Annotated in this window: 22 protein-coding genes; 15 read left to right on the forward strand and 7 right to left on the reverse strand. The window is 64.8% G+C overall.

The features are described from left to right. The first annotated feature begins 106 nt into the window (after positions 1 to 106). From EV580_RS27625 to EV580_RS27670, 10 genes are all read left to right on the forward strand, one after another. Positions 107 to 1159: a 2,3-butanediol dehydrogenase gene (locus tag EV580_RS27625; protein WP_133695460.1), complete on the forward strand. Its 1053-nt coding sequence runs from the start codon at positions 107 to 109 to the stop codon at positions 1157 to 1159. Beyond that, a complete protein-coding gene (locus EV580_RS27630; RefSeq protein WP_133695462.1) occupies positions 1156 to 1935 on the forward strand; it encodes an acetoin reductase in 780 nt (259 codons plus the stop codon). The genes EV580_RS27625 and EV580_RS27630 overlap by 4 nt, the downstream gene beginning before the upstream one ends. A gap of 23 nt (positions 1936 to 1958) precedes the next feature. After that, positions 1959 to 3248: a GAF domain-containing protein gene (locus EV580_RS27635; protein WP_133695464.1), complete on the forward strand. Its 1290-nt coding sequence runs from the start codon at positions 1959 to 1961 to the stop codon at positions 3246 to 3248. A 10-nt stretch (positions 3249 to 3258) separates the two neighbouring features. Then, on the forward strand, positions 3259 to 4779 hold the full coding sequence (exaC, locus tag EV580_RS27640) for an acetaldehyde dehydrogenase ExaC (RefSeq protein ID WP_133695466.1): 1521 nt from the start codon (positions 3259 to 3261) through the stop codon (positions 4777 to 4779). Further along, positions 4779 to 5270, forward strand: coding sequence for a DUF779 domain-containing protein (locus tag EV580_RS27645; protein ID WP_133695468.1), 492 nt, complete (start codon positions 4779 to 4781; stop codon positions 5268 to 5270). The genes exaC and EV580_RS27645 overlap by 1 nt, the downstream gene beginning before the upstream one ends. Positions 5271 to 5299: 29 nt before the next feature. Then, positions 5300 to 5578, forward strand: coding sequence for a putative holin (locus EV580_RS27650; protein ID WP_133695470.1), 279 nt, complete (start codon positions 5300 to 5302; stop codon positions 5576 to 5578). Next, positions 5571 to 6119: a hypothetical protein gene (locus EV580_RS27655; protein ID WP_133695471.1), complete on the forward strand. Its 549-nt coding sequence runs from the start codon at positions 5571 to 5573 to the stop codon at positions 6117 to 6119. The genes EV580_RS27650 and EV580_RS27655 overlap by 8 nt, the downstream gene beginning before the upstream one ends. 4 nt (positions 6120 to 6123) lie before the next feature. Beyond that, positions 6124 to 7518: a dihydrolipoyl dehydrogenase gene (lpdA, locus tag EV580_RS27660; protein WP_133695473.1), complete on the forward strand. Its 1395-nt coding sequence runs from the start codon at positions 6124 to 6126 to the stop codon at positions 7516 to 7518. Then, positions 7515 to 7784 carry a hypothetical protein gene (locus EV580_RS27665; protein ID WP_166654921.1) on the forward strand — a complete coding sequence of 90 codons (270 nt, stop codon included), beginning with the start codon at positions 7515 to 7517 and terminating at the stop codon, positions 7782 to 7784. The genes lpdA and EV580_RS27665 overlap by 4 nt, the downstream gene beginning before the upstream one ends. A gap of 114 nt (positions 7785 to 7898) precedes the next feature. Continuing rightward, entirely contained in the window at positions 7899 to 8165 is a 267-nt protein-coding gene (locus EV580_RS27670) for a hypothetical protein (RefSeq protein ID WP_133695475.1), read from the forward strand. A 6-nt stretch (positions 8166 to 8171) separates the two neighbouring features. Here the strand turns inward: EV580_RS27670 and EV580_RS27675 are convergent, their stop codons facing one another. Continuing rightward, positions 8172 to 8708: a carboxymuconolactone decarboxylase family protein gene (locus EV580_RS27675; RefSeq protein ID WP_133695477.1), complete on the reverse strand. Its 537-nt coding sequence runs from the start codon at positions 8706 to 8708 to the stop codon at positions 8172 to 8174. Beyond that, positions 8708 to 10132, reverse strand: a complete 1425-nt coding sequence (gene ramB / locus EV580_RS27680) for an acetate metabolism transcriptional regulator RamB (protein ID WP_133695478.1) — start codon at positions 10130 to 10132, stop codon at positions 8708 to 8710. Before ramB ends, EV580_RS27675 begins: the two co-directional genes overlap by 1 nt. Before the next feature lie 123 nt (positions 10133 to 10255). Here ramB and EV580_RS27685 point away from each other — a divergent pair, with 123 nt between their 5' ends. The 4 genes from EV580_RS27685 to EV580_RS27700 all read left to right on the forward strand — a co-directional run bounded on the left by EV580_RS27685 (position 10256) and on the right by EV580_RS27700 (position 14576). Next, positions 10256 to 11077 (forward strand): acyl-[acyl-carrier-protein] thioesterase, encoded by an 822-nt coding sequence (locus EV580_RS27685; RefSeq protein WP_133695480.1) that lies wholly within the window; start codon positions 10256 to 10258, stop codon positions 11075 to 11077. Positions 11078 to 11333: 256 nt separating this feature from the next. Then, complete coding sequence (aceA, locus tag EV580_RS27690) at positions 11334 to 12620, forward strand: isocitrate lyase (RefSeq protein WP_133695482.1); 1287 nt, start codon at positions 11334 to 11336, stop codon at positions 12618 to 12620. Positions 12621 to 12703: 83 nt separating this feature from the next. Continuing rightward, complete coding sequence (locus tag EV580_RS27695) at positions 12704 to 13564, forward strand: 3-hydroxybutyryl-CoA dehydrogenase (protein ID WP_133695483.1); 861 nt, start codon at positions 12704 to 12706, stop codon at positions 13562 to 13564. Between the two features lie 136 nt (positions 13565 to 13700). Beyond that, positions 13701 to 14576: a cyclopropane mycolic acid synthase family methyltransferase gene (locus EV580_RS27700; RefSeq protein WP_133695485.1), complete on the forward strand. Its 876-nt coding sequence runs from the start codon at positions 13701 to 13703 to the stop codon at positions 14574 to 14576. Positions 14577 to 14579: 3 nt separating this feature from the next. Here the strand turns inward: EV580_RS27700 and EV580_RS27705 are convergent, their stop codons facing one another. From EV580_RS27705 to EV580_RS27720, 4 genes are all read right to left on the reverse strand, one after another. Beyond that, the gene (locus EV580_RS27705; RefSeq protein ID WP_133695487.1) at positions 14580 to 15437 is read right to left on the reverse strand and encodes a polyphosphate kinase 2 family protein; all 858 of its coding nucleotides are present in this window, start codon (positions 15435 to 15437) and stop codon (positions 14580 to 14582) included. Positions 15438 to 15468: 31 nt separating this feature from the next. Beyond that, positions 15469 to 16587: a transporter substrate-binding domain-containing protein gene (locus EV580_RS27710; RefSeq protein ID WP_133695488.1), complete on the reverse strand. Its 1119-nt coding sequence runs from the start codon at positions 16585 to 16587 to the stop codon at positions 15469 to 15471. 73 nt (positions 16588 to 16660) lie between these two features. Continuing rightward, entirely contained in the window at positions 16661 to 17317 is a 657-nt protein-coding gene (locus tag EV580_RS27715; RefSeq protein ID WP_133695490.1) for a TetR/AcrR family transcriptional regulator, read from the reverse strand. A 106-nt stretch (positions 17318 to 17423) separates the two neighbouring features. Then, positions 17424 to 18767 (reverse strand): ICP22 family protein, encoded by a 1344-nt coding sequence (locus EV580_RS27720; protein ID WP_133695491.1) that lies wholly within the window; start codon positions 18765 to 18767, stop codon positions 17424 to 17426. Between the two features lie 464 nt (positions 18768 to 19231). Here EV580_RS27720 and EV580_RS27725 point away from each other — a divergent pair, with 464 nt between their 5' ends. Further along, the gene (locus EV580_RS27725) at positions 19232 to 20137 is read left to right on the forward strand and encodes a DUF4344 domain-containing metallopeptidase (RefSeq protein WP_133695976.1); all 906 of its coding nucleotides are present in this window, start codon (positions 19232 to 19234) and stop codon (positions 20135 to 20137) included. On the opposite strand, the gene EV580_RS27730 is transcribed toward EV580_RS27725, so the two are convergent. Beyond that, positions 20130 to 20831 (reverse strand): TetR/AcrR family transcriptional regulator, encoded by a 702-nt coding sequence (locus EV580_RS27730; protein ID WP_133695493.1) that lies wholly within the window; start codon positions 20829 to 20831, stop codon positions 20130 to 20132. The two genes, EV580_RS27725 and EV580_RS27730, sit on opposite strands and share 8 nt — an antisense overlap. Positions 20832 to 20921 lie beyond the last annotated feature (90 nt).

Here is a 20921-nt window from a genome sequence, read left to right on the forward strand (position 1 = left end):
CACCCCCGGGGCAAGGCCTGGCAAGAGTTGCGACCCGTTGCAACGACCGGCTGCAACCCTCTGCAACTCTTTCGGGGTGTGGTCGCCGTCACATAGAACTGGCCCTATGAAGGCAGCTGTGTACTACGGACCGAACAAGATCGAGATCGACGACGTCGCCGAACCGGACCCGAAACCGGGCACCGTCAAACTCAAGGTCGGCTTCAACGGCATCTGCGGCACCGACCTGCACGAGTACTACGCCGGGCCGATCTTCGTGCCGACCCAGCCGCATCCGCTGACCGGAGCTGAGCTGCCGCTCACCATCGGCCACGAGTTCTCCGGCACGATCACCGCGATCGGCGACGGGGTCACCGGCTGGGCCGAGGGCGACCGGGTCGCCGTCGAACCCATCTACAAGTGCGATCACTGCGGGCCGTGCCGAGCCGGCAACTACAACGTCTGTCAGCAGATCGGCTTTCACGGCCTGATGTCCGACGGCGGGATGGCGGAGTACACCGTGGTGCCGACCGGCATGCTGCACAAGCTGCCGGACAGCGTCTCGCTGGAACTCGGCGCCCTGGTCGAGCCGATGTCGGTGGCCTACCACGCCGCGACTCTCGGCGATGTCCGCGCCGGCGATACGGCCATGGTGTTCGGCGCGGGGCCGATCGGCATCGGTCTGTGGTTCGCGTTGCGCGGCAAGGGACTTGACGATGTCTTCGTCGTCGAACCATCTCCGACCCGGCGTGCGGCCATCGAGGCGCTCGGTGCCGCAACGCTGGACCCTGCGGCCCTCGACGTCCCCGGCTTCATCGCCGACCACACCGACGGCCACGGCGCCGACGCGGTCTTCGATGCCGCGGGCGTGACTCCCGCAGTGTCGACCGCCCTGGCGTGTGTCGGCTCTCGCAAACCGATGATCAGTGTCGCGATCTACGAAAAGCCGCTCGAGACACCGCTTCTCAATCTCGTCATGAACGAGTCCCGCATTCAGGGCTCGCTGTGCTACACCGGCGCCGATTTCGAGGCCGTCATCGCGCTGATGGCCGATGGCAGGTACGACACCACCGGATGGGTGACCCGGATCCCGATCGACGACGTCATCGACGAGGGATTCGAGGCGCTGCACGCCGGCACCAAGATGAAAGTTCTGGTCGACCCGAACGGAGAATCATGAGTCTGCAGGGGAAGGTCGCACTGGTCACCGGTGCTGCGCGAGGCATCGGACGCGGCATCGCGCTGCGGCTCGCACGCGACGGCGCCGATATCGCACTGGTGGATGTGCTCCCGGACGGCATCAATACCGTCGCCGACGAGATCACCGAGATCGGTTGCAAAGTAACCACATTCGTCGCCGACGTGAGCGATCGGGACCAGGTGTTCGCGGCCGTCGATCACGCGGACTCGGCGCTCGGTGGCTTCGACATCATGGTCAACAACGCCGGTATCGCCCTGGTCGGGCCGATCGCCGACGTCACGCCTGCCCAGATCGAGAAGCTGTGGGCGATCAACGTCAACGGCGTGCTGTGGGGCATTCAAGCCGCCGTCGACAAATTCACCGAGAACGGCACCAGAGGCAAGATCATCAACGCGTCGTCCATCGCCGGCCACGACGGTTTCGCGATGCTCGGTCCCTACAGCGCATCGAAGTTCGCTGTGCGTGCATTGACTCAGGCCGCCGCCAAGGAGCACGCCGCGCACGGCATCACCGTCAACGCGTATTGCCCCGGCGTCGTCGGCACCGACATGTGGGTCGAGATCGACAAACGGTTCGCCGAGCTGACCGGGGCGGCCGAAGGCGAGACGTATGACAAGTTCGTCGGCGGCATCGCGTTGGGCCGGGCCGAAACCCCCGACGATGTCGCCGGCTTCGTGTCCTACCTCGCCGGCCCTGATGCCGACTACATGACCGGCCAGTCTGGTCTAATCGACGGCGGCCTGGTTTACCGCTGAGATGCGGAGCACAATCGGCATTGATGCAAGGGGCGTATGTGCCTGAGCCCGCGGTCGCGGTCGGCGAGGACCCGCGCAGCTACGCGCGGCTGATGTCGGCTGTCTACGACGCGACGATGTCGGGCCACCGTGCCCCCGCCCGCCCACGCGAGGTGATCGGCGAATCCTGGCGGAGACTCATGGTGGCCGGTGTCGACCCGGACGCTCGCACGCCACCCGTGGTCGAGTCCGGTGGCCTGGAGACGCTGCGCCGGGCGTCGGGATTGACCGCGGTGCTCGACGAGGTCTCTCGCGGGCTCGAGTCGATCGTCGCCGACGGAACCAACATCCTGGTCGTCGCCGACTCCCACGGGCGGGTGCTGTGGCGATCGGGTTCGCCCGCGGTGCTCAGCAATGCCGACCGGCTGGGCTTCATCGAGGGTGCGAACTGGGGCGAAGGCGAAGTCGGCACCAACGCGATCGGCACGGCGCTGGTGTCCAACCGCGCCGTCCAGGTGTTCTCCGCCGAGCACTTCATGCGCAGCCACCATTCGTGGACGTGTGCCGGTGCGCCCATCCGAGATCCGCGAACCGGCCACGTCATTGGTGTCGTCGACGTCTCGGGCCCCGCGGCCACTGTGCATCCGACGACGGTGGCGTTGGTCGACGCGGTCGCCCGGCTCGCCGAATCGCACCTGCGGGAACAACACGACCGCACGCTCAATCGACTGCGCATGGTGGCGGCTCCGATCCTGGCGCGCATCGGCAAACCGGCTCTGGCGGTGGATGCCGAGGGCTGGGTGGCGGCCGTCGACTCGTTGCCCCTGCACCACCGCATCCTGCTGCCCGATGACGTCGCCCCGGGCCGGGCGTGGATTCCCACCTTCGGCATCTGTGACGTCGATGTGCTGCCCGGCGGCTGGCTGGTGCGGCCCGCCGATGACGACGACGCGCCGGCGCTGGCGCAGGTGTCGCTGGACCTGAGCGCCGCGGGCGCACCGGCACTGGAGATGGTCGGACAGTTCGGTTCCTGGCGCCATGACATTTCACTGCGGCACGCCGAGATCCTGCTGATCCTGGCGCGCGATCCGCGCGGTCGGTCGGCACCGGAGCTGGCCGCCGATCTGTACGGCGACCGGTCCCGGGTCGTCACCGTCCGTGCCGAATTATCCAGGCTGCGTAAGCATTTCGCGGGTCTACTGGCGGCTCAGCCGTATCGCTTCGCGGGCGGGATCGATGTGACCGTGCGCTACCCGCTCGACAAGTCAATGGTGTTACCCGCGTCGACCGCACCGGCGGTTCGCGCTGCTCGTGTCCAGGAAAGTATCTCGTAGAGGAGGACTTATGACTGTCTATGCCCGCCCCGGAACCGGATCCACGATGGCGTTCCAGTCCAGGTATGAGAACTTCATCGGCGGTGAGTGGATCGCGCCGGCGGGCGGCCAGTACTTCGAGAACCCGACGCCGGTGACCGGTGAGGTGTTCTGCGAAGTTGCCCGCTCGACGGATGCCGACATCGACAAAGCCCTGGACGCGGCGCACGCCGCCGCGCCGGCGTGGGGCAAGACCTCGGCCGGTGAGCGCGCCGTGATCCTCAACAAGATCGCCGATCGCATCGAAGCCAAACTGGAGTCCATCGCGCTGGCCGAAACCTGGGACAACGGCAAGCCGATCCGGGAAACCCTCAACGCCGATATTCCGTTGGCAGTCGACCACTTTCGCTATTTCGCCGCGGCTATCCGCGCACAGGAAGGCGCCCTGAGCCAGATCGACGAGGACACCGTCGCCTACCACTTCCACGAGCCGCTCGGCGTCGTCGGCCAGATCATCCCGTGGAACTTCCCGATCCTGATGGCCGTGTGGAAACTGGCACCCGCCCTGGCCGCCGGAAATGCGGTGGTGCTCAAGCCCGCCGAGCAGACCCCGGCCTCGGTGCTCTATCTCATCTCGTTGATCGCCGACTTGCTGCCCGCCGGTGTTCTCAACGTGGTCAACGGGTTTGGCGTCGAGGCGGGCAAACCGCTGGCGTCGTCGAACCGGATCGCCAAGATCGCGTTCACCGGTGAGACCACCACCGGCCGGCTGATCATGCAGTACGCCAGCCAGAACCTGATCCCGGTCACCCTGGAGCTCGGCGGCAAGAGCCCCAACATCTTCTTCTCGGATGTGATGGCCGCCAACGACGACTACCAGGACAAAGCCCTGGAGGGCTTCACGATGTTCGCCCTCAACCAGGGTGAGGTGTGCACGTGCCCGTCGCGGTCGCTGATCCAGGCCGACATCTACGACGAGTTCCTGGCGATGGCCGCAATCCGCACCAAGGCTGTGCGGCAAGGAGATCCACTGGACACCGAGACGATGATCGGGGCGCAGGCCTCCAACGATCAACTCGAAAAGATCTTGTCCTACATCGAGATCGGCAAGAGCGAGGGCGCCCAGATCGTGACAGGCGGCGAGCGCGCCGAGCTCGGCGGTGACCTCAACGGCGGCTACTACGTGCAGCCGACGATCTTCACCGGCGACAACGCCATGCGGATCTTCCAGGAAGAGATCTTCGGACCGGTGGTGTCGGTGACGTCCTTCAACGACTACGACGACGCCATCCGGATCGCCAACGACACCCTGTACGGTCTCGGCGCCGGGGTGTGGAGCCGCGACGGCAACACCGCCTACCGCGCCGGACGCGATATCAAGGCCGGTCGCGTCTGGACCAACTGCTATCACGCCTATCCCGCGCACGCAGCGTTCGGCGGTTACAAGCAGTCGGGCATCGGGCGCGAGAACCACAAGATGATGCTCGACCACTACCAGCAGACCAAGAACCTGCTCGTCTCGTACTCCAACAAAGCCCAAGGATTCTTCTAGTGAGCGAGGCGCCGGCGCGGGCACTGATCACCGCGGCGGCCGCGGACCTTCTGCGCCGGCTGCAGGAGCGGCACGGGCCGGTGATGTTCCACCAGTCCGGCGGCTGCTGCGACGGGTCCTCGCCGATGTGCTACCCCGACGGGGAGTTCATCGTGGGCGACCGTGACGTATTGCTCGGGGTCCTCGAGGGTGCGCCGGTGTGGATCTCCGGACCGCAGTTCGAGACCTGGAAGCACACCCAGCTGGTGATCGACGTCGTTCCCGGGCGGGGCGGTGGTTTCAGCCTTGAGACCCCCGAGGGGGTGCGCTTCCTGAGCCGCGGGCGGGCCTTCACCGACGCCGAAAACGAGTTGCTGGCCAGCGCATTGCCGCTGACCGGAGCCGATTACGAGCGTGGTGCGCGGCTGCCTGAACGGTCCGATCTGGTGGTCGCCGAGGCTGCTGACGCGTGTGCAATCCCTGGTCGGCACGCCGGAGTCGTTCAGCCGTAGTCGGCTCACAGGCAAGTACCCTCATAAGGGTGATACCCCTGCCTCGGGCATGGCTGCTCACAAGTGCGTTGCTGGTCGGGACCGTGACCGGTCTGATCGCGGCTGTCGCGGCCACCGTGCTGATCAAGACCCCGGTTCGCCCCGATCTCGTGGTGGGCTTGGTGGTGGCGGTCCCCAGTGTGATCGGAATGCTGCTCATCCTGTTCTCCGGGCGGCGCTGGGTCACGACGGCGGGGGCGTTCATCCTGGCGATGGCGCCGGGCTGGTTGGGGGCCTTGGTTCTGGTTCAGGTGGTGTCCAGTGGCTGACAAAGCGTCCCTTCCGTCGACCGAACCGCATCATGCGCCGATCTTCGATACCGGACCGCACCCCGAGGCGTTGCGGTCGCTGACCGACGAGCCCGAGGCGGAGATCTCGGGACCGTCCATCGCCTTCAGCGAGCTGGAGGCTTTCGACACCGACTCATTCCTTCGTCCGCTCAACGGCCACGCGGAGCCGGTCGTGGTGCCGCCCGCGGTGATCGCGGCGTCGGACAACTACCAGTCGGTCAAACGCTGGCAGTTCGTGTTCATCGTCGCCGCGGTCTGGGTGCTGGCCGCGGCAGCCGGCCTGGGCTTCTACTTCTGGTGGTACACCTCGCTGAACAAGACGCCCGCGGTGTTCTTCGTGCTGATCTACCTGATCTTCTGCTCGGTCGGCAGCATGCTGGTGTCGATGGTGCAGAACCGGCCGTCGGTAACGGCGCTGGCCATCGCCCTGATGTCGGCTCCGCTTGCGTCGGTGGCCACCGCCGCGCTACTGCACGGTGCCTACTACTTCGAATGGATCGCGCGTCCGACGATAGGCTGAGGACGTGACTCACTATGACGTCGTCGTTCTCGGAGCAGGTCCTGGCGGGTACGTCGCGGCGATCCGCGCCGCCCAGCTCGGGCTGAACACCGCCATCATCGAACCCAAGTACTGGGGCGGAGTCTGCCTCAATGTCGGCTGCATTCCGTCGAAAGCGTTGCTGCGCAACGCGGAGTTGGCCCACATCTTCACCAAGGAAGCCAAGACGTTCGGCATCAGCGGGGAGGCCACCTTCGACTACGGAGCCGCTTTCGACCGCAGCCGCAAGGTCGCCGACGGCCGGGTGGCCGGCGTGCACTTCCTGATGAAGAAGAACAAGATCACCGAGATCCACGGCTACGGCAAGTTCACCGGCCCGAACAGCATCGAGGTCGACCTGAACGAGGGTGGCACCGAAAAGGTCGAGTTCGACAACGCCATCATCGCGACCGGCTCGAGCACCCGCCTTGTCCCCGGCACGTCGCTGAGCGAGAACGTCGTCACCTACGAGAAGCAGATCCTCGCGCGCGAACTGCCGGGCTCGATCATCATCGCCGGCGCCGGCGCGATCGGCATGGAGTTCGCCTACGTCCTGAAGAACTACGGCGTCGATGTCACCATCGTCGAGTTCCTGCCCCGGGCGCTGCCCAACGAGGACGCCGAGGTCTCCAAGGAGATCGAGAAGCAATACAAGAAGCTGGGCGTCAAGATTCTCACCGGCACCAAGGTGGAGTCCATCAACGATGACGGATCGACGGTCACCGTCACCGTCAGCAAGGACGGCAAGACCGAGGAGCTCAAAGCCGATAAGGTGTTGCAGGCCATCGGTTTTGCCCCCAACGTCGACGGCTTCGGACTCGAGGCCACCGGCGTGGCGCTGACCGACCGCAAGGCCATCGGCATCGACGACTACATGCGCACCAACGTGCCGCACATCTACGCGATCGGCGATGTGACCGGCAAGCTGATGCTCGCTCACGTCGCCGAGGCGATGGGTGTGGTGGCCGCCGAGACCATCGCCGGCGCCGAGACGCTGGCCCTCGGCGATTACCGGATGCTGCCGCGCGCCACGTTCTGCCAGCCGCAGGTGGCCAGCTTCGGCCTCACCGAGGAGCAGGCCCGCGACGAGGGCTACGACGTCGTCGTCGCCAAGTTCCCGTTCACCGCCAACGGCAAGGCGCACGGCTTGGCCGACCCGACTGGCTTCGTCAAGCTGATCGCCGACAAGAAGCACCTGGAGCTGCTCGGCGGGCACCTCATCGGTCCTGACGTTTCCGAGCTGCTGCCGGAGCTGACCTTGGCGCAGAAGTGGGATCTGACCGCTACCGAGCTGGCCCGCAACGTGCACACTCACCCGACGCTGTCGGAGGCACTCCAGGAATGCTTCCACGGTCTCGCCGGCCACATGATCAACTTTTGAGACCGACGCTGATCGCCGGTATCGGCGGACTCGTGGTCGGCCACATCCTGTGGCTGATCGGCATTTCCGTCGCTACCAGCGGCCAGGACGTCAGCTTCTGGGTGTTGATCCTGTCGGCGGTGATCGCGGTACTGGCCGCCGTCGTCGGCTTCGTCGCGTGGCGGAACTACAAACGCAAGCGGCTGGTGTGGGCGGCGTTTCTGGGTTGTGTCCCGGTCTCGCCGATCATCTTCACGCTGATCGTTCTCGGGGTCACCTACCTGTAGCCGGATCTGCCAGCGGTTCGCCAGGTTCGTGACAGGCTGTCGCAAGCATCGTGGTGTCCACTGTCGTTCACTACCGGCGACCACGCCTGGCGCCGGTTCGAAGCGGGGGGCAACATGGCTGAACTCACTCGTCTTGCGCGTACCAAAATCCTGATGGCAGTGGTCGCCGGCGGTGCCGTGGTGACGATGGCCGGTCTGGCCGTCGCGATCGACGATGGCGCGCCGCTGGTATCGACTCCGGTTGCCGCCCCGATCCTTCCGGGCCCAATGACGCAGGGCGACACCGTGACAACCACGATCGTGCCCGTGGCACTCCCGGGCACCGCGTTGGCCACCGCGAAGGCGGTCGTGACGCACAAGGCCCAGCCCTACAAGGGCTGAGTCGCGCTAGTCGGGGAAATCCATCGGAACGCGAAGCGTCGCCAGTATCGCGGCGATCGCGTCGTAATGCCCTGCCAGGGCACAGAATTCGATGACCTGCTCGCGACTCAGGTGGGTCGACAGGTCGGCGAACGTCTCATCGCTGAGATCCCGGTTGAGCACGAACTCGTCGACCGCCGTGATCAGGGCGCGCTGACGATCGGTCAATCCTTGCGCGGTCGGGCCGGCAAAGATCTTGTCCTGCACCGCAGAATCCAGCCCTCGGCTTCGGGCCAGCCGGCGGTGCTGCTGCAGTTCGTACGCCGAGTTCCGCAGGTGGCCCACCCGCAGGATCACCAGTTCCTTGTCCCGCTTGGACAGCTTGCCCCAATTCAGCAGCACGTGCGAGTAGGGCAGGAACGACAGGAACAGCATCTTGTGCTGGCCCAGGACCTCGAACAGATGCATGTGCGGAGCCCGAATCGCGCGGGCACCCAACCGGGAGATGCCCCAGTTGACCAGGCCCAGTTCGCGACGGCTGCCTGGCGGAATGCGTTGACCCATCATGGCTCCTTGACTAGGTAGGGCGACACTGTGCTGCGGTGCTCGTCGAGATCCAGTGCCCGGCCCAGCGCGGGGAAGGCGCGCTGCGGGCAGTTGTCGCGTTCGCACACCCGGCAGCCCGCACCGATGGGTGTCGCGCTGTCTGACGAGAGGTCGAGACCCTTCGAATACACCAGCCGGTTGGCGTGCCGGGCCTCGCAACCCAGGCCGATCGCGAACGTCTTGACCGGCTGACCGTATCGCGACGCTCGCCGCTCGACGGTGCGGGCCACCCACATGTAGTTCTGTCCGTCGGGCATTTGCGCGATCTGCACCAGGATCTTGCCCGGGCTTGCGAACGTCTCGTAGACGTTCCACAGCGGACAGGTACCGCCGGCGGAGGAGAAGTGAAAGCCGGTGGCGGACTGGCGTTTCGACATGTTTCCGGCCTTGTCCACCCGGACGAACGAGAACGGGACCCCGCGCATCGAAGGCCGCTGCAGTGTCGAAAGCCGGTGACAGATCGTCTCGTAGCTCACCTGGTAGAAGGCCGAGAGTCGTTCGATGTCGTAGCGGAAGGTGTCGGCCATGTTGTGGAATTGCCCATAGGGGAGCACCGTCGCCGCGGCGAAGTAATTGGCCAGCCCGAGCCGGGCCAGCTTGCGGGATTCGTCGCTGGTGAACTTGCCCTCGTCGACCAGTCGATCGATCAGGTCGCCGAACTCCAAATACGCCAGCTCCGTTGCCATCTTGAAGACCTGCTGACCGGAGGACAGGTGGTTGCTGATCTCCAGCGTGCGGGACTCCGGGTCGTAGCGGTGTAGCAGCGTGTCGCCGAGATCGACGCGTCGGATGATGTGCACGCCGTGCACCATGGTCAGCCGGTCGGACAGCTCGCGCGGCAACTCGGCGCGGTGCATCCGCATCCGAATGGTGAGATCTTCTGCGGCGGTGTCGAGTTCGTGCAGATAGTTCTGCCGTTGGTAGAAGTAGTCCCGAACTTCCTCGTGCGGCATCGAGATCGATCCCGTGCCGCTGCCGCCGGTGTTCACGCTGAAGCGGTCCTCGGTGGCGGCGGCCAGCTGTGCGGTGGTGATCCGGTAGCGGCGGTGCAGGTTGACAATGGCGCGGGCGACGCTGGGATGGGTGTTGACGATGTCGGCGACCTCGGTCATATCGACATCGAGATCCAGATCGCGATCCAGCGTGACTTCGCGCAGTTCGGCCAACAGTCGGGTCTCGTCCTGAGATGCGAAGAAGGTGGCGTCCACTCCGAACACTTCGGTGATGCGCAGCAGCACCGCGACGGTCAGCGGCCGGACATCGTGCTCGATCTGGTTGAGATAGCTGGGTGAGATCTCCAGCATCTGAGCCAGTGCAGCCTGACTGAATCCACGTTCATTGCGCAGTTGGCGGATTCGGGAGCCGACGAACGTCTTGGCCACTCGTCCAGCCTAGCGATACCTGCGAAGAACACCTTCGCAGCGTTGGCAACACAGGTTGGTTGGCATCCCCGGGGCCCTTTGGCATGATCGCGCTGGGATGGGGATTGGGGAAAGGACGACCGAATGAGTGCCGCTGAGCGCGCCGCCAACCCCGGGTTGGCGAAAGTGCTGATGCCCGTTCCCGACCCACACCCCGACGTCTTCGACCGGGAATGGCCACTTCGGGTCGGCGACATCGACCGGGTGGGCCGGTTGCGGCTCGACGCGGCCTGCCGCCATATCCAGGACATCGGTCAGGACCAGCTGCGCGAGATGGGCCAGGAGGAGACCCATCCGCTGTGGATCGTCCGGCGCACGATGGTCGACTTGATCCGCCCGATCGAGTTCCACGAAACGCTGCGGATGCGGCGCTGGTGTTCGGGCACGTCGAATCGCTGGTGTGAGATGCGCGTGCGGATCGACGGGCGCAAGGGCGGGCTGATCGAATCGGAAGCGTTCTGGATCAACATCAATCGGGAGACCCAGGGCCCTGCCCGCATCTCCGATGACTTCCTGGACGGTCTGAAACGCACCACCAGCGAAGCCAGGCTGCGCTGGAAGTCCTACCTGAGTGCCGGGGCCCGCGAGGACGCCGCCGAAATCCGCGACTTCCCGATCCGGGTCAGCGATATCGATCTGTTCGATCACGTCAACAACTCGGTGTACTGGAAGGTGGTCGAGGAGTTCCTCGCGCCGAACCCCGAGCTGTTCGAGGCCCCGCTGCGGGTCACCATCGAGCACGATGCCCCGGTGGCCTTCGGCGACAAGCTCGAAATCCTGTTGCACGTGTATCCGCCCGGTTCCACCGACAAGTTCGGGCCCGAGCTCACGGATCGCACTGTTAGAACGCTCACATACGTCGTCGGCGACGAGATCAAAGCCCTCGCCGCGATCTTCCCGCTCTGAGCGACGCGGTTTAACAGTACGAGCGTACTGACCTGCGAAAAGGTGCTACTGGACGGTAACTTCTGAACCGGTTCAGCTGGAGACGACCTTCGCAACCTTTGCAAACTTCTCGGCCCTGTTGGCGAAAATTGGCATTCAAAACCGCTTGAACTGCACTAATGATGCGAGGCATCCTCGTATCAGCACACAAGCGAAGCTGCGTTGGCGTTAACAGTTCCCCGTCAAGGTGGCGACCTCGATCCGAGAAGGAGCAGGCATGTCCACCGTTGGCCAGCCGAAGACCCCAGAAGCAATCCAGAAGGACTGGGACACCAACCCCCGCTGGAAGGGGATCACCCGTACCTACACCCCGGCCGACGTCGTCGCGCTGCAGGGCAGCGTCGTGGAGGAGGCCACCCTGGCCCGCCGCGGTGCCGAGGTGCTGTGGAACCAGCTGCACGACATGGAGTTCGTCAACGCGCTGGGTGCGCTGACCGGCAACATGGCCGTCCAGCAGGTCCGCGCCGGCCTGAAGGCCATCTACCTGTCGGGTTGGCAGGTCGCCGGTGACGCGAACCTGTCCGGCCACACCTACCCCGACCAGAGCCTCTACCCGGCCAACTCGGTGCCGCAGGTCGTGCGCCGCATCAACAATGCGCTGCTGCGCGCCGACGAGATCGCCAAGGTCGAGGGCGACACCTCGGTGGAGAACTGGCTGGCCCCGATCGTCGCCGACGGCGAGGCCGGTTTCGGTGGCGCACTGAACGTCTACGAGCTGCAGAAGGCGATGATCGCCGCCGGTGTCGCGGGCTCGCACTGGGAAGACCAGCTGGCCTCGGAGAAGAAGTGTGGTCACCTCGGTGGCAAGGTGCTGATCCCGACCCAGCAGCACATCCGCACCCTGACCTCGGCCCGTCTGGCTGCCGACGTCGCCGACGTCCCGACCGTCGTCATCGCCCGTACCGATGCCGAGGCCGCCACGCTCATCACGTCCGATGTCGACGAGCGCGACCAGCCCTTCATCACCGGTGAGCGCACCGCAGAAGGCTTCTACCGGGTCAAGAACGGCATCGAGCCCTGCATCGCCCGCGCCAAGGCCTACGCGCCGTACTCCGACCTGATCTGGATGGAGACCGGCACCCCGGACCTGGAGCTGGCGGCGAAGTTCGCCGAGGGCGTCAAGAGCGAGTTCCCTGACCAGATGCTGGCTTACAACTGCTCGCCGTCGTTCAACTGGAAGCAGCACCTCGACGATTCGACGATCGCGAAGTTCCAGAAGGAACTCGGTGCGATGGGCTTCAAGTTCCAGTTCATCACGCTGGCCGGCTTCCACGCCCTCAACTACTCGATGTTCGATCTGGCCTACGGTTACGCCCGCAACCAGATGAGCGCCTACGTCGAGCTGCAGGAGCGCGAGTTCGCTGCCGAGGAGCGCGGCTACACCGCGACCAAGCACCAGCGCGAGGTCGGCGCCGGCTACTTCGACCGGATCGCCACCACCGTGGACCCGACCAGCTCGACGACCGCTCTCGCGGGTTCGACCGAAGAGGGTCAGTTCCACTAATCCCGCCGTGAGTGACATCAGGCCCCGTCCTTATATTGGGCGGGGCCTGATGCGTAGGGGAGACGACCTGTTTGTGTGAGGAGTTGGAGTTGAGCATTCAACGAGTTGGCGTGGTCGGCGCGGGACAGATGGGCGCGGGCATCGTCGAGGTGGCGGCCAAGGCGGGCGCGAACGTCGTCGTCTACGAGCCCACCGACGCACTGATCAACGCGGGCCGCGATCGCGTCACCTCATCGCTGGAACGCGCGACGAGCAAGGGCAAGCTCTCCGAAGCCGATCGCGATGCCACGCTGGCCCGGCTCACGTTCACCACCGACCTCGAGGACATGGCCGACCGCCAGCTCGTCATCGAAGCGGTCGTGGAGGACGAGGCCGTCAAGGCCAAGATCTTCGGTGAGCTCGACCGGATCGTCACCGACCCCGACGCCGTGCTGGCGTCGAACACCTCGAGCATCCCGATCATGAAAATCGCTGCGGCCACGAAGAACCCGAGCCGGGTTTTGGGCCTGCACTTTTTCAACCCGGTGCCGGTGCTGCCGCTGGTCGAGGTGATCAACACGCTGGTCACCTCCGATACCGCCGTCGCCAGCGTCGAACAGTTCGCCGGTGAGGTCCTCGGAAAGAAGGTCGTGCGCTGCGGCGACCGATCCGGATTCGTCGTCAACGCGCTGCTGGTGCCCTACCTGCTGTCGGCGATCCGGATGGTCGAGGCGGGCGTTGCCACCATCGAAGACGTGGACACCGCGATCGTCGCCGGCCTGTCGCACCCGATGGGCCCGCTGCGCCTCTCGGACCTCATCGGTCTCGACACGATGAAGCTCATCGCGGACTCGATGTACGACGAACTCAAGGATGCGCACTACGCTCCGCCCCCGTTGCTGCTGCGCATGGTCGAGGCCGGAATGCTGGGCAAGAAGTCGGGACAGGGCTTCTACTCGTACTGACCCCAACACCTGCGGGCCTTATGCATTTCCCAGAAGGATTGGCTAGGCTCCTGGTTTTGGTCGGGGCGGCCGTTGCAACAACAATGCTTTTCGCGGCATCTGACCATGCAAGTAGAAAGCTAAGAGGTAGCTGTTGATGGTGGACGTAGACGCGGATTTGACCCCTTACTACGAGGAGTCACAGTCGATCTACGACGTCTCTGACGACTTCTTTGCGCTGTTCCTGGGCCCGACCATGGGCTACACCTGCGGTTACTACGAGCGCGACGATATGACGCTCGAGGAGTCTCAGAACGCCAAATTCGACCTCGCGCTGGGCAAGCTCAACCTGGAACCCGGGATGACGCTGCTCGACGTGGGCTGCGGCTGGGGCGGTGCGCTCGAGATGGCCGTGCAGAAGTACGACGTCAACGTCATCGGCATCACGCTGAGCAAAAACCAGTCGGAGTTCGCCCGTAAGCGCCTGGCCAAGCTCGACACCGACCGCTCGATCGAGGTCCGGCTGCAGGGCTGGGAGGAATTCGACGAGCCCGTCGACCGCATCGTGAGCATCGGCGCTTTCGAGGCTTTCAAGGTCGAGCGGTATCCGCTGTTCTTCGAGAAGGCCTACAACCTGCTTCCCGCCGACGGTCGCATGCTGCTGCACACGATCCTGGCGCACACTCAGAAGTTCTTCCGGGACAACCAGATCAAGGTCACCATCAGTGACCTGAAGTTCATGAAGTTCATCGAGACCGACATCTTCCCGGGGGGACGACTGCCGGCCGTCGAGGACATCGAGGTGCTGGCCGCCGACTCCGGCTTCACCCTGGAGCGCATCCATCTGCTTCAGCAGCACTACGCGCGCACCCTGGACATGTGGGCCGCGAAGCTGGTTGCCAACGAGGCCGAGGCGATCGCCATCACCTCGCAGGAGATCTACGACCGCTATATGAAGTACCTGACCGGCTGCGCGGATTTCTTCCGCCGTGGAATCACCAACATCGGTCAGTTCACCCTGGTCAAGGGCTGACGGTCAGGCCTGCGCCAGCCGCTGCTTCTCGGCCTCGATGTCGAAGTCGGCGGCCGGCCACGACAGATTCATGCCCTTGAGGGCCTCGATCAGCAATTCGTTGATGGCCAGCCGGGCATACCACTTCTTGTCGCACGGGATGACGAACCAGGGCGCGTGGTCGGTCGAAGTCCGGTCGAGCACAGCCTGATAGGCCTCTTGATAGGCCGGCCACAGCAGGCGCTCGGTGACGTCGCCGGGGTTGTATTTCCAGTACTTGTCGGGCCGGTCCAGGCGTTCGGCCAGCCGCCGCTTCTGCTCGTCGAGGGAGACGAACATTGCGCATTTGAGGATCGTGGTGCCGGAGTCGACGAGTTCCTTTTCGAAGGCGTTGATCTCCTCGTAGCGGGGCTCCCACACGTCGCGCGGCACCAGATCGTGGACCCGGACCACCAGCACGTCCTCGTAGTGCGACCGGTCGAACACCCCGATCTGGCCGCCTGTTGGAAGCGCCTTGCGGATGCGCCACAGGTAATGGTGGGCGCGTTCTTCTTCGGTCGGAACACCGAAACCGGTGTAGCGGATGCCCATTGGATCACCGGCACCGACGACGTGCTTGACGATGCCGCCCTTGCCTGCCGTGTCCATGCCCTGCAGGACCAACAGCAACGAGCGGTTGTCACCGGACTTGCCGTTGGCGTAGAGCATCTCCTGCAGGCCCGCGAAGCGCTCGTTGCGCTCGGCCTGTAGTTCCTCTGACCCGTCTTTGCCGTCGGAGTACCCGGGGCTCGAGTCGGTGTCTATGTCGGCGATGGTGGTTCCGGGCCGGAACCGCAGGATCTTCCGCGGCTCGTGTGTCCATTGCGACGGCAGATCGGTCATAGCCGACGAGAGTAGTCGGCGATCGGCTCAATCAGTTGTGGTCGCCGGTTGCGTGTTCTTCGGACCCGAACCACTTCCGGTAGATCGTCTGGTACGTCCCGTCTTCGCGGATCGCCAGCAGGGCGCCGTCGATCGGCTTGCGCAGGTCGCTTCCCAGCCGGAACGCCAGTCCGTAGTCCTCGTCGTGGAATTGGATCCCGGTCATCTGGGCCTTGCCCACACCCTGATGGGTCGCGTAGTACCGCAGGACCGGGGCGTCGAAAACGATCGCCTCTTGGCCCTGCCCGAGCGCCTTGTAGCAGTCGTCGATCGTGGGCAGTGAGGTGAAGCCGATCCCCATGGCCTGCAGGTAGTCCGATGACGTTGTATTGGCCACGGTGGCAACCGATTTGCCGTACAAGTCGTCGGGCCCGGCAATACGGCTCTCGATCTGTTCGACGGTCAGATTGGCCGTCAGGTTGGCGGTGTACAGGGCGACGAAGATGATCCCGGCGAATCCCCACACGATCGCCAGCGAACGGCTCACCCAATGCTGCGGTTCCCCCGGAGCCACCGCTGCCAGCGCTCCGAAGCCCCAGGCGAAGGCCTGGAAGATGCCCGGGAAATACGACCGGGACACCATCGACTCCGGGTGGCGGCGCTCGATCAACCACATGATGTGCGCGGGAATCAGAGCCACCAACGCCGCTGCGGACAGCCAGATCAGCATGGATTTCGACCACAGCAGGTTCAGGAAACTGCGCAATCCTGGCGCCGAGTCCGCGTGTTCGTTGTGCGGCACCATGATCTGCAGCCCGGCGTCGAGGATGGGTTGGGAGAAGTCGAAGCGCTTTTCCCGTTCGGCGGTGATCGACAATCCGCCGGCGGCGATATCGGCCTTGCCGCCGGCCACCGTGTCGAGCTGGTTCTTGACGTCGCCGACGCTGACGTAGTTCGTGGTCCAGCCAAGACGTTGGGCGATCTGCTCCCACAGCTCGATCGTGAATCCGGTCCACTGGCCTTGGTTCTCGATGACGAACGGCGACATCTGGTAGACCGCCACCGACACCGTGCGCTCCTGGGCGGCCGCCGGCGGTGCGAATGCCGGTGCGCCGCCGCAGAGTGCGACGACGAAGGCCACCAGCAACAGTGCGTACCAGCGCCTGCTCATAACAGTGCCTCCCGGGCAAAGTGTAGGTGACGGATTGTTGCGAACGCTCGTGAACTGTTGCAGCTCAGCGCATTTAACGCCCGACCGCGCCGCGTGCCGGCACGACCGGAACCGGTGCCTGGTGCGGACTGAACAAGGCCAGTGCGGCGATGGTGGCGTCGTCGATCAAGTCTTGTATCCGGCCGCCCCGCTCGAGGGTCAGCGCCGTCAGTTCGCGCAATCCGCCGATGAACATGATCGCCTGCGATCGGGCGACCTTCTCGTAGCCCGCCGCGCGATGTAACGGGGTATCGCTGAAACTTTGGATCAGGTGGATGTAGGCCTCGGTCACCTCGAGCTTGTGCTGGCGCGCCGCATGGCCCAGTCCCGGTGTCTCACGAATCCAGCTGAGCATCACCGCCGATTGCGGTGCGGCATTCTCGATCCAAGCGCGCACCGCCTGCGCGATCTGCACCTCCCACGGCGCCTCGATATCGATGGCCAACCGGATGGACCGGATTCCCTGGGTGTTGATGTGGGTGAGCAAGGCGACCAGGCAGGCCTCACGGTCGGCGAAATAGTCGTAGAACGTGCGCCGCGATGTCTTGGCGCGGCGCACGATGTCGGTCACCGTGGTGGCGGGGTAGCCGATCTCGGCGATCGAGGCCGACAGAGCGCCGATGAGGCGCTGGCGCGGAGTCTCATCGGATCCGTCCGTCGCATGTCCGACATTCACGGTGGCCCCCAGCATCGATGCGTGAGTGGATCCTAACCGCGTTGACCTGCACCGGTCGGCCCTTTGCACCACCGCCGCCGCGTACGAAAACGGGTGGGTCGGTGGGTAGGTGTCCGGGCCGCTACCCGCTGCGCCGCCGCCTGGTGGCAAGGATGAGCCCGACCGCAGCCAACGCCAACACGCCCGCGCCGACGGCGACACCGATCAGCAAGGTCTTGTTCTTGTCGATCCACGAACGCTTCTCGGCCGCGGTGGCGGCTGTCAGCTTCACGTTGTAGCCCGGCAGCGGTTCCTGGCCCGGCGGATTCACGCCGGGAAGGGTCTGGGTTTGGTTGATCACGAACAACGCGTCGCCCTTGTCGGTCTTCGACCATTGGCCCCAGGCGGGAATCTCTTCGTCGAGCAACACCTTGGTGGCGCCGTTGACGGTCGGGTCGGTGCCCAGATCGGTCAGCGACTTCACCCGGAACGGCGCTGACGCACCGCGGTCGAACTTCACCTGGACGAGCACGTTCTTCTGGGTGTTGAGCGACGCCGGCCGCTGGGGCGGTGCCTGCCCGGGAGCGGGCTCGTAGCCGCCGCCGGAGAAGCTGCCCACCGACAGGTTCGTGGGTGGCCCGGACTGAGGGCGCGTCACCGCGGTGAAGCTGTAGACGCCGGCGTTGGGGACGTTCACCGCGGCGCGAGCAAGCGGCGGCACGGTGAAGACCTGAGGTTGGCCGCCGGAGGTGTAGACAATGCTCAGCGGTGTGCGGTACGGGTTGGTGAACACCGGACGGTAGTACCTGTCGTAGGAGATCCAACCCGAATTCCACAGTGCCACAGGGCTACTCAAGGTGAACCCGGTGGTGAGTGTCGACGTGCTCACGACCGATGACATCGACGACTGGAAGCTGGAGTACTCCTCCGACGTCATCTCGGTCGTTGTCGTGGTCGTCACCTCGGAGTCCGAGGCGGTCTTGACATCTGTCGCCTCGGCCTGCGGGCCCTGGGGTGTCGGCTCGGCGACGTCGCCCGCGCCGGCAGTGTCCGTACCGGGTTCTTCGCCCGGCACCTCGTTCGTGCCGCTGCCGGGTTCTTCGTGCGTTCCGCCGGGTGCCTCGCTGCCACCGGGCTCTTCGTGTGTGCCACCGGGGGTTTCGTTGCCGCCGCCCGGTTCGTCGTGGGTGGCGCCGGGTTCGTCGTGCGTGCCGCCCGGTTCTTCGTGCGTGCCACCGGGTTCTTCCTGCGGAGCGCTGGGTTCTTCCACGCCACCGCCCGCGGGCTCCTCGACGCCCCCTCCCGAGGGTTCCTCGACGGCGCCGCCGCTATCGCCACCGCCGTCATAGCTGCTGCCGCCGCCGTCGTCCCCGTCAAACGGATCGGCAACGGCAACGGGGGTGCCAGCAAATACCGTGCACAACGACACGGCGACCGCGGCAACGACCCCTGCCGGCTTGCGATACGTGAAACTGTCGGTTCCCACCCTGATTCCCCTCGATGTGCGGCCCGGATTCTGCGATGTCGAAGAGATGCCCATTTGATCGAAACACTCTCCATCTGAGGCTGAATGCTCTTCATACATGGTCTGGGCACTCTCCATTCACGGTTTGCTTTTCAGCGAGGGGATTGCGGCGCGGCTTGCCGGGTGAGATGGGGTCTTGCGGGGCGCACGCAAATACGCCGTTGAAATGGTATGTCGCTCAATACCGTTGCGGCTTGGCGCCGAGATGTCCGGTATCAACCCAGCGATACCGCACCTCCCGGCATCGCCGGAGTGAACGCTATCAATCGGCAGCGTCGTTGGCGGGGAAACACATCCGTGCGACCGTCCGGATTTGGTATGCGGTTGTACCAACCTCTCGAATGAGCGGTTGCGTGATCACCCCGCATCGCGCCCGCGCGCCAGTTAACATCATCGGGCGTTGGATCGACGACTCGGGGGGACTGGTGCGCGCGCGAACCTGCTCGATCGGTGTGGTGCTGCTGTCGCTGGCGGCGGCCGCCGGTTGCGGACACAACAATTCATCGACGTCGTCACCGTCACCGTCGTCGACGGCCTCGGTGGTCGCCTCAACCGCGCAGGCACCGCCCGACGTCAACGGCAATGGGGTCCCCGACGCGTCGACCGACGACAAGGACTGGCCGGGCAAGATGACGGCGACCTACGAGGATGCGACCTCTCCGGACGCGATCACCGGTCGCGACATCATGCGCAACGATCACCTGCTCGAAGATCTCGCCGACGGCATCACCGATTCCATGAAGCTGCCGTATGACATTCCGCTGATCGGCAAGCAGTGCGACACGGCCAACGCCTACTGGAGCCCCGGCGACAAGTCGATCACCATCTGCTACGAGGACGCGGCCGACGCGCTGGACATCTACACCAAAGCCGGCGACCCCGACCCTCGGGCATCGGCGATCAACTCGGAGATCGCGACGTTCTACCACGAGACCGGTCACATGGTGATCGACCTCTACGACCTGCCCGCGACCGGCAAGGAAGAGGACGTCGCCGATCAGCTGGCCGCCTACATCCTGCTGGCGCCCGGACCCGACGGGAAGATCGATCCGGACTCGGTGCAGGCGGTCAAGGACTTCGCGCGTGAGTTCAAGGGCTACAGCGACCAAAAGGGCGGCGAGATCGACGAAGGCCAGCTCTCGGATGTGCACTCGCTGGATCTCGCCCGCATGTACAACCTCGAATGCTGGGTCTACGGAGCCGATCCCGTCGGCAACGCGGATCTGGTCAAGAACGGCTCACTGCCCGAGGACCGGGCCGATGGCTGCGAGGACGAGTACGCCAAGCTCAGCAGTTCCTGGGATACCCTGCTCGGCCCGTACCTCAAATGAGATTGGGCGGCAGCATCGGGGACGGATGCGCGACGGAGCTGAACATTTCCAGCGAGCCGCCCGCTTCGACGATTCCGCACAGCGCGTTCCAGCACAGCATCGTCAGGTAATCGATCAGCTCGTCGCTGCTCATCCGCGGGTTCGACATCCACGAGTGGGTGGCCAGCTGCACGCCACCGACGATGAGGTAGGCCCAGGGCTCGACGCCGCCGGTGTCCATCCCGGCCCGGTGCATCCGCCTGCGGAGCACCACCGCGAGCATCCTGGCGATGATTTGCTCCGAGTCTGCGATGACTTTGTTTTTGCTGGCGGAACTGTTTGCCATCACAAATTGGTACGTGGCGGGTTCGTCGGCGACCGTGTCCACGTAGACGCGGATGATCTCGCGGGTGAGCGCGAAACCGTCCATGTTCGACGACAGTGCGGCCGCCATATTGGGGATCAACGTGGTCTGCGCGAAGCGCATCATAATCGCTGTGGTCAGATCATTCTTGTCGACGAAGTAGCGGTACAAAACGGTCTTCGACACGCCGATTTCCGCAGCTATCTCGTCCATGCTCACGTCGCGGCCGCGATGCCGGACGGCCTCAAGCGCGCCGTCCACCAACTCGGTGCGACGTTCGACCTTGTGTTGATGCCAGCGTCGCTTGCGACCATCGGTCTTGGCGACCCCATGGGTAGTCTGCTGTGCCACTTTCGCGGAGTCCGTTCCCCTCGTTCTCGACGATTCTACTGTCTAATCAAAGGGCAGGGTCACATTAACTGGCTCGCCCGATAGCGGATG

The organism is Mycobacterium sp. BK086 (assembly GCA_004362315.1).
Lineage (GTDB): Bacteria > Actinomycetota > Actinomycetes > Mycobacteriales > Mycobacteriaceae > Mycobacterium.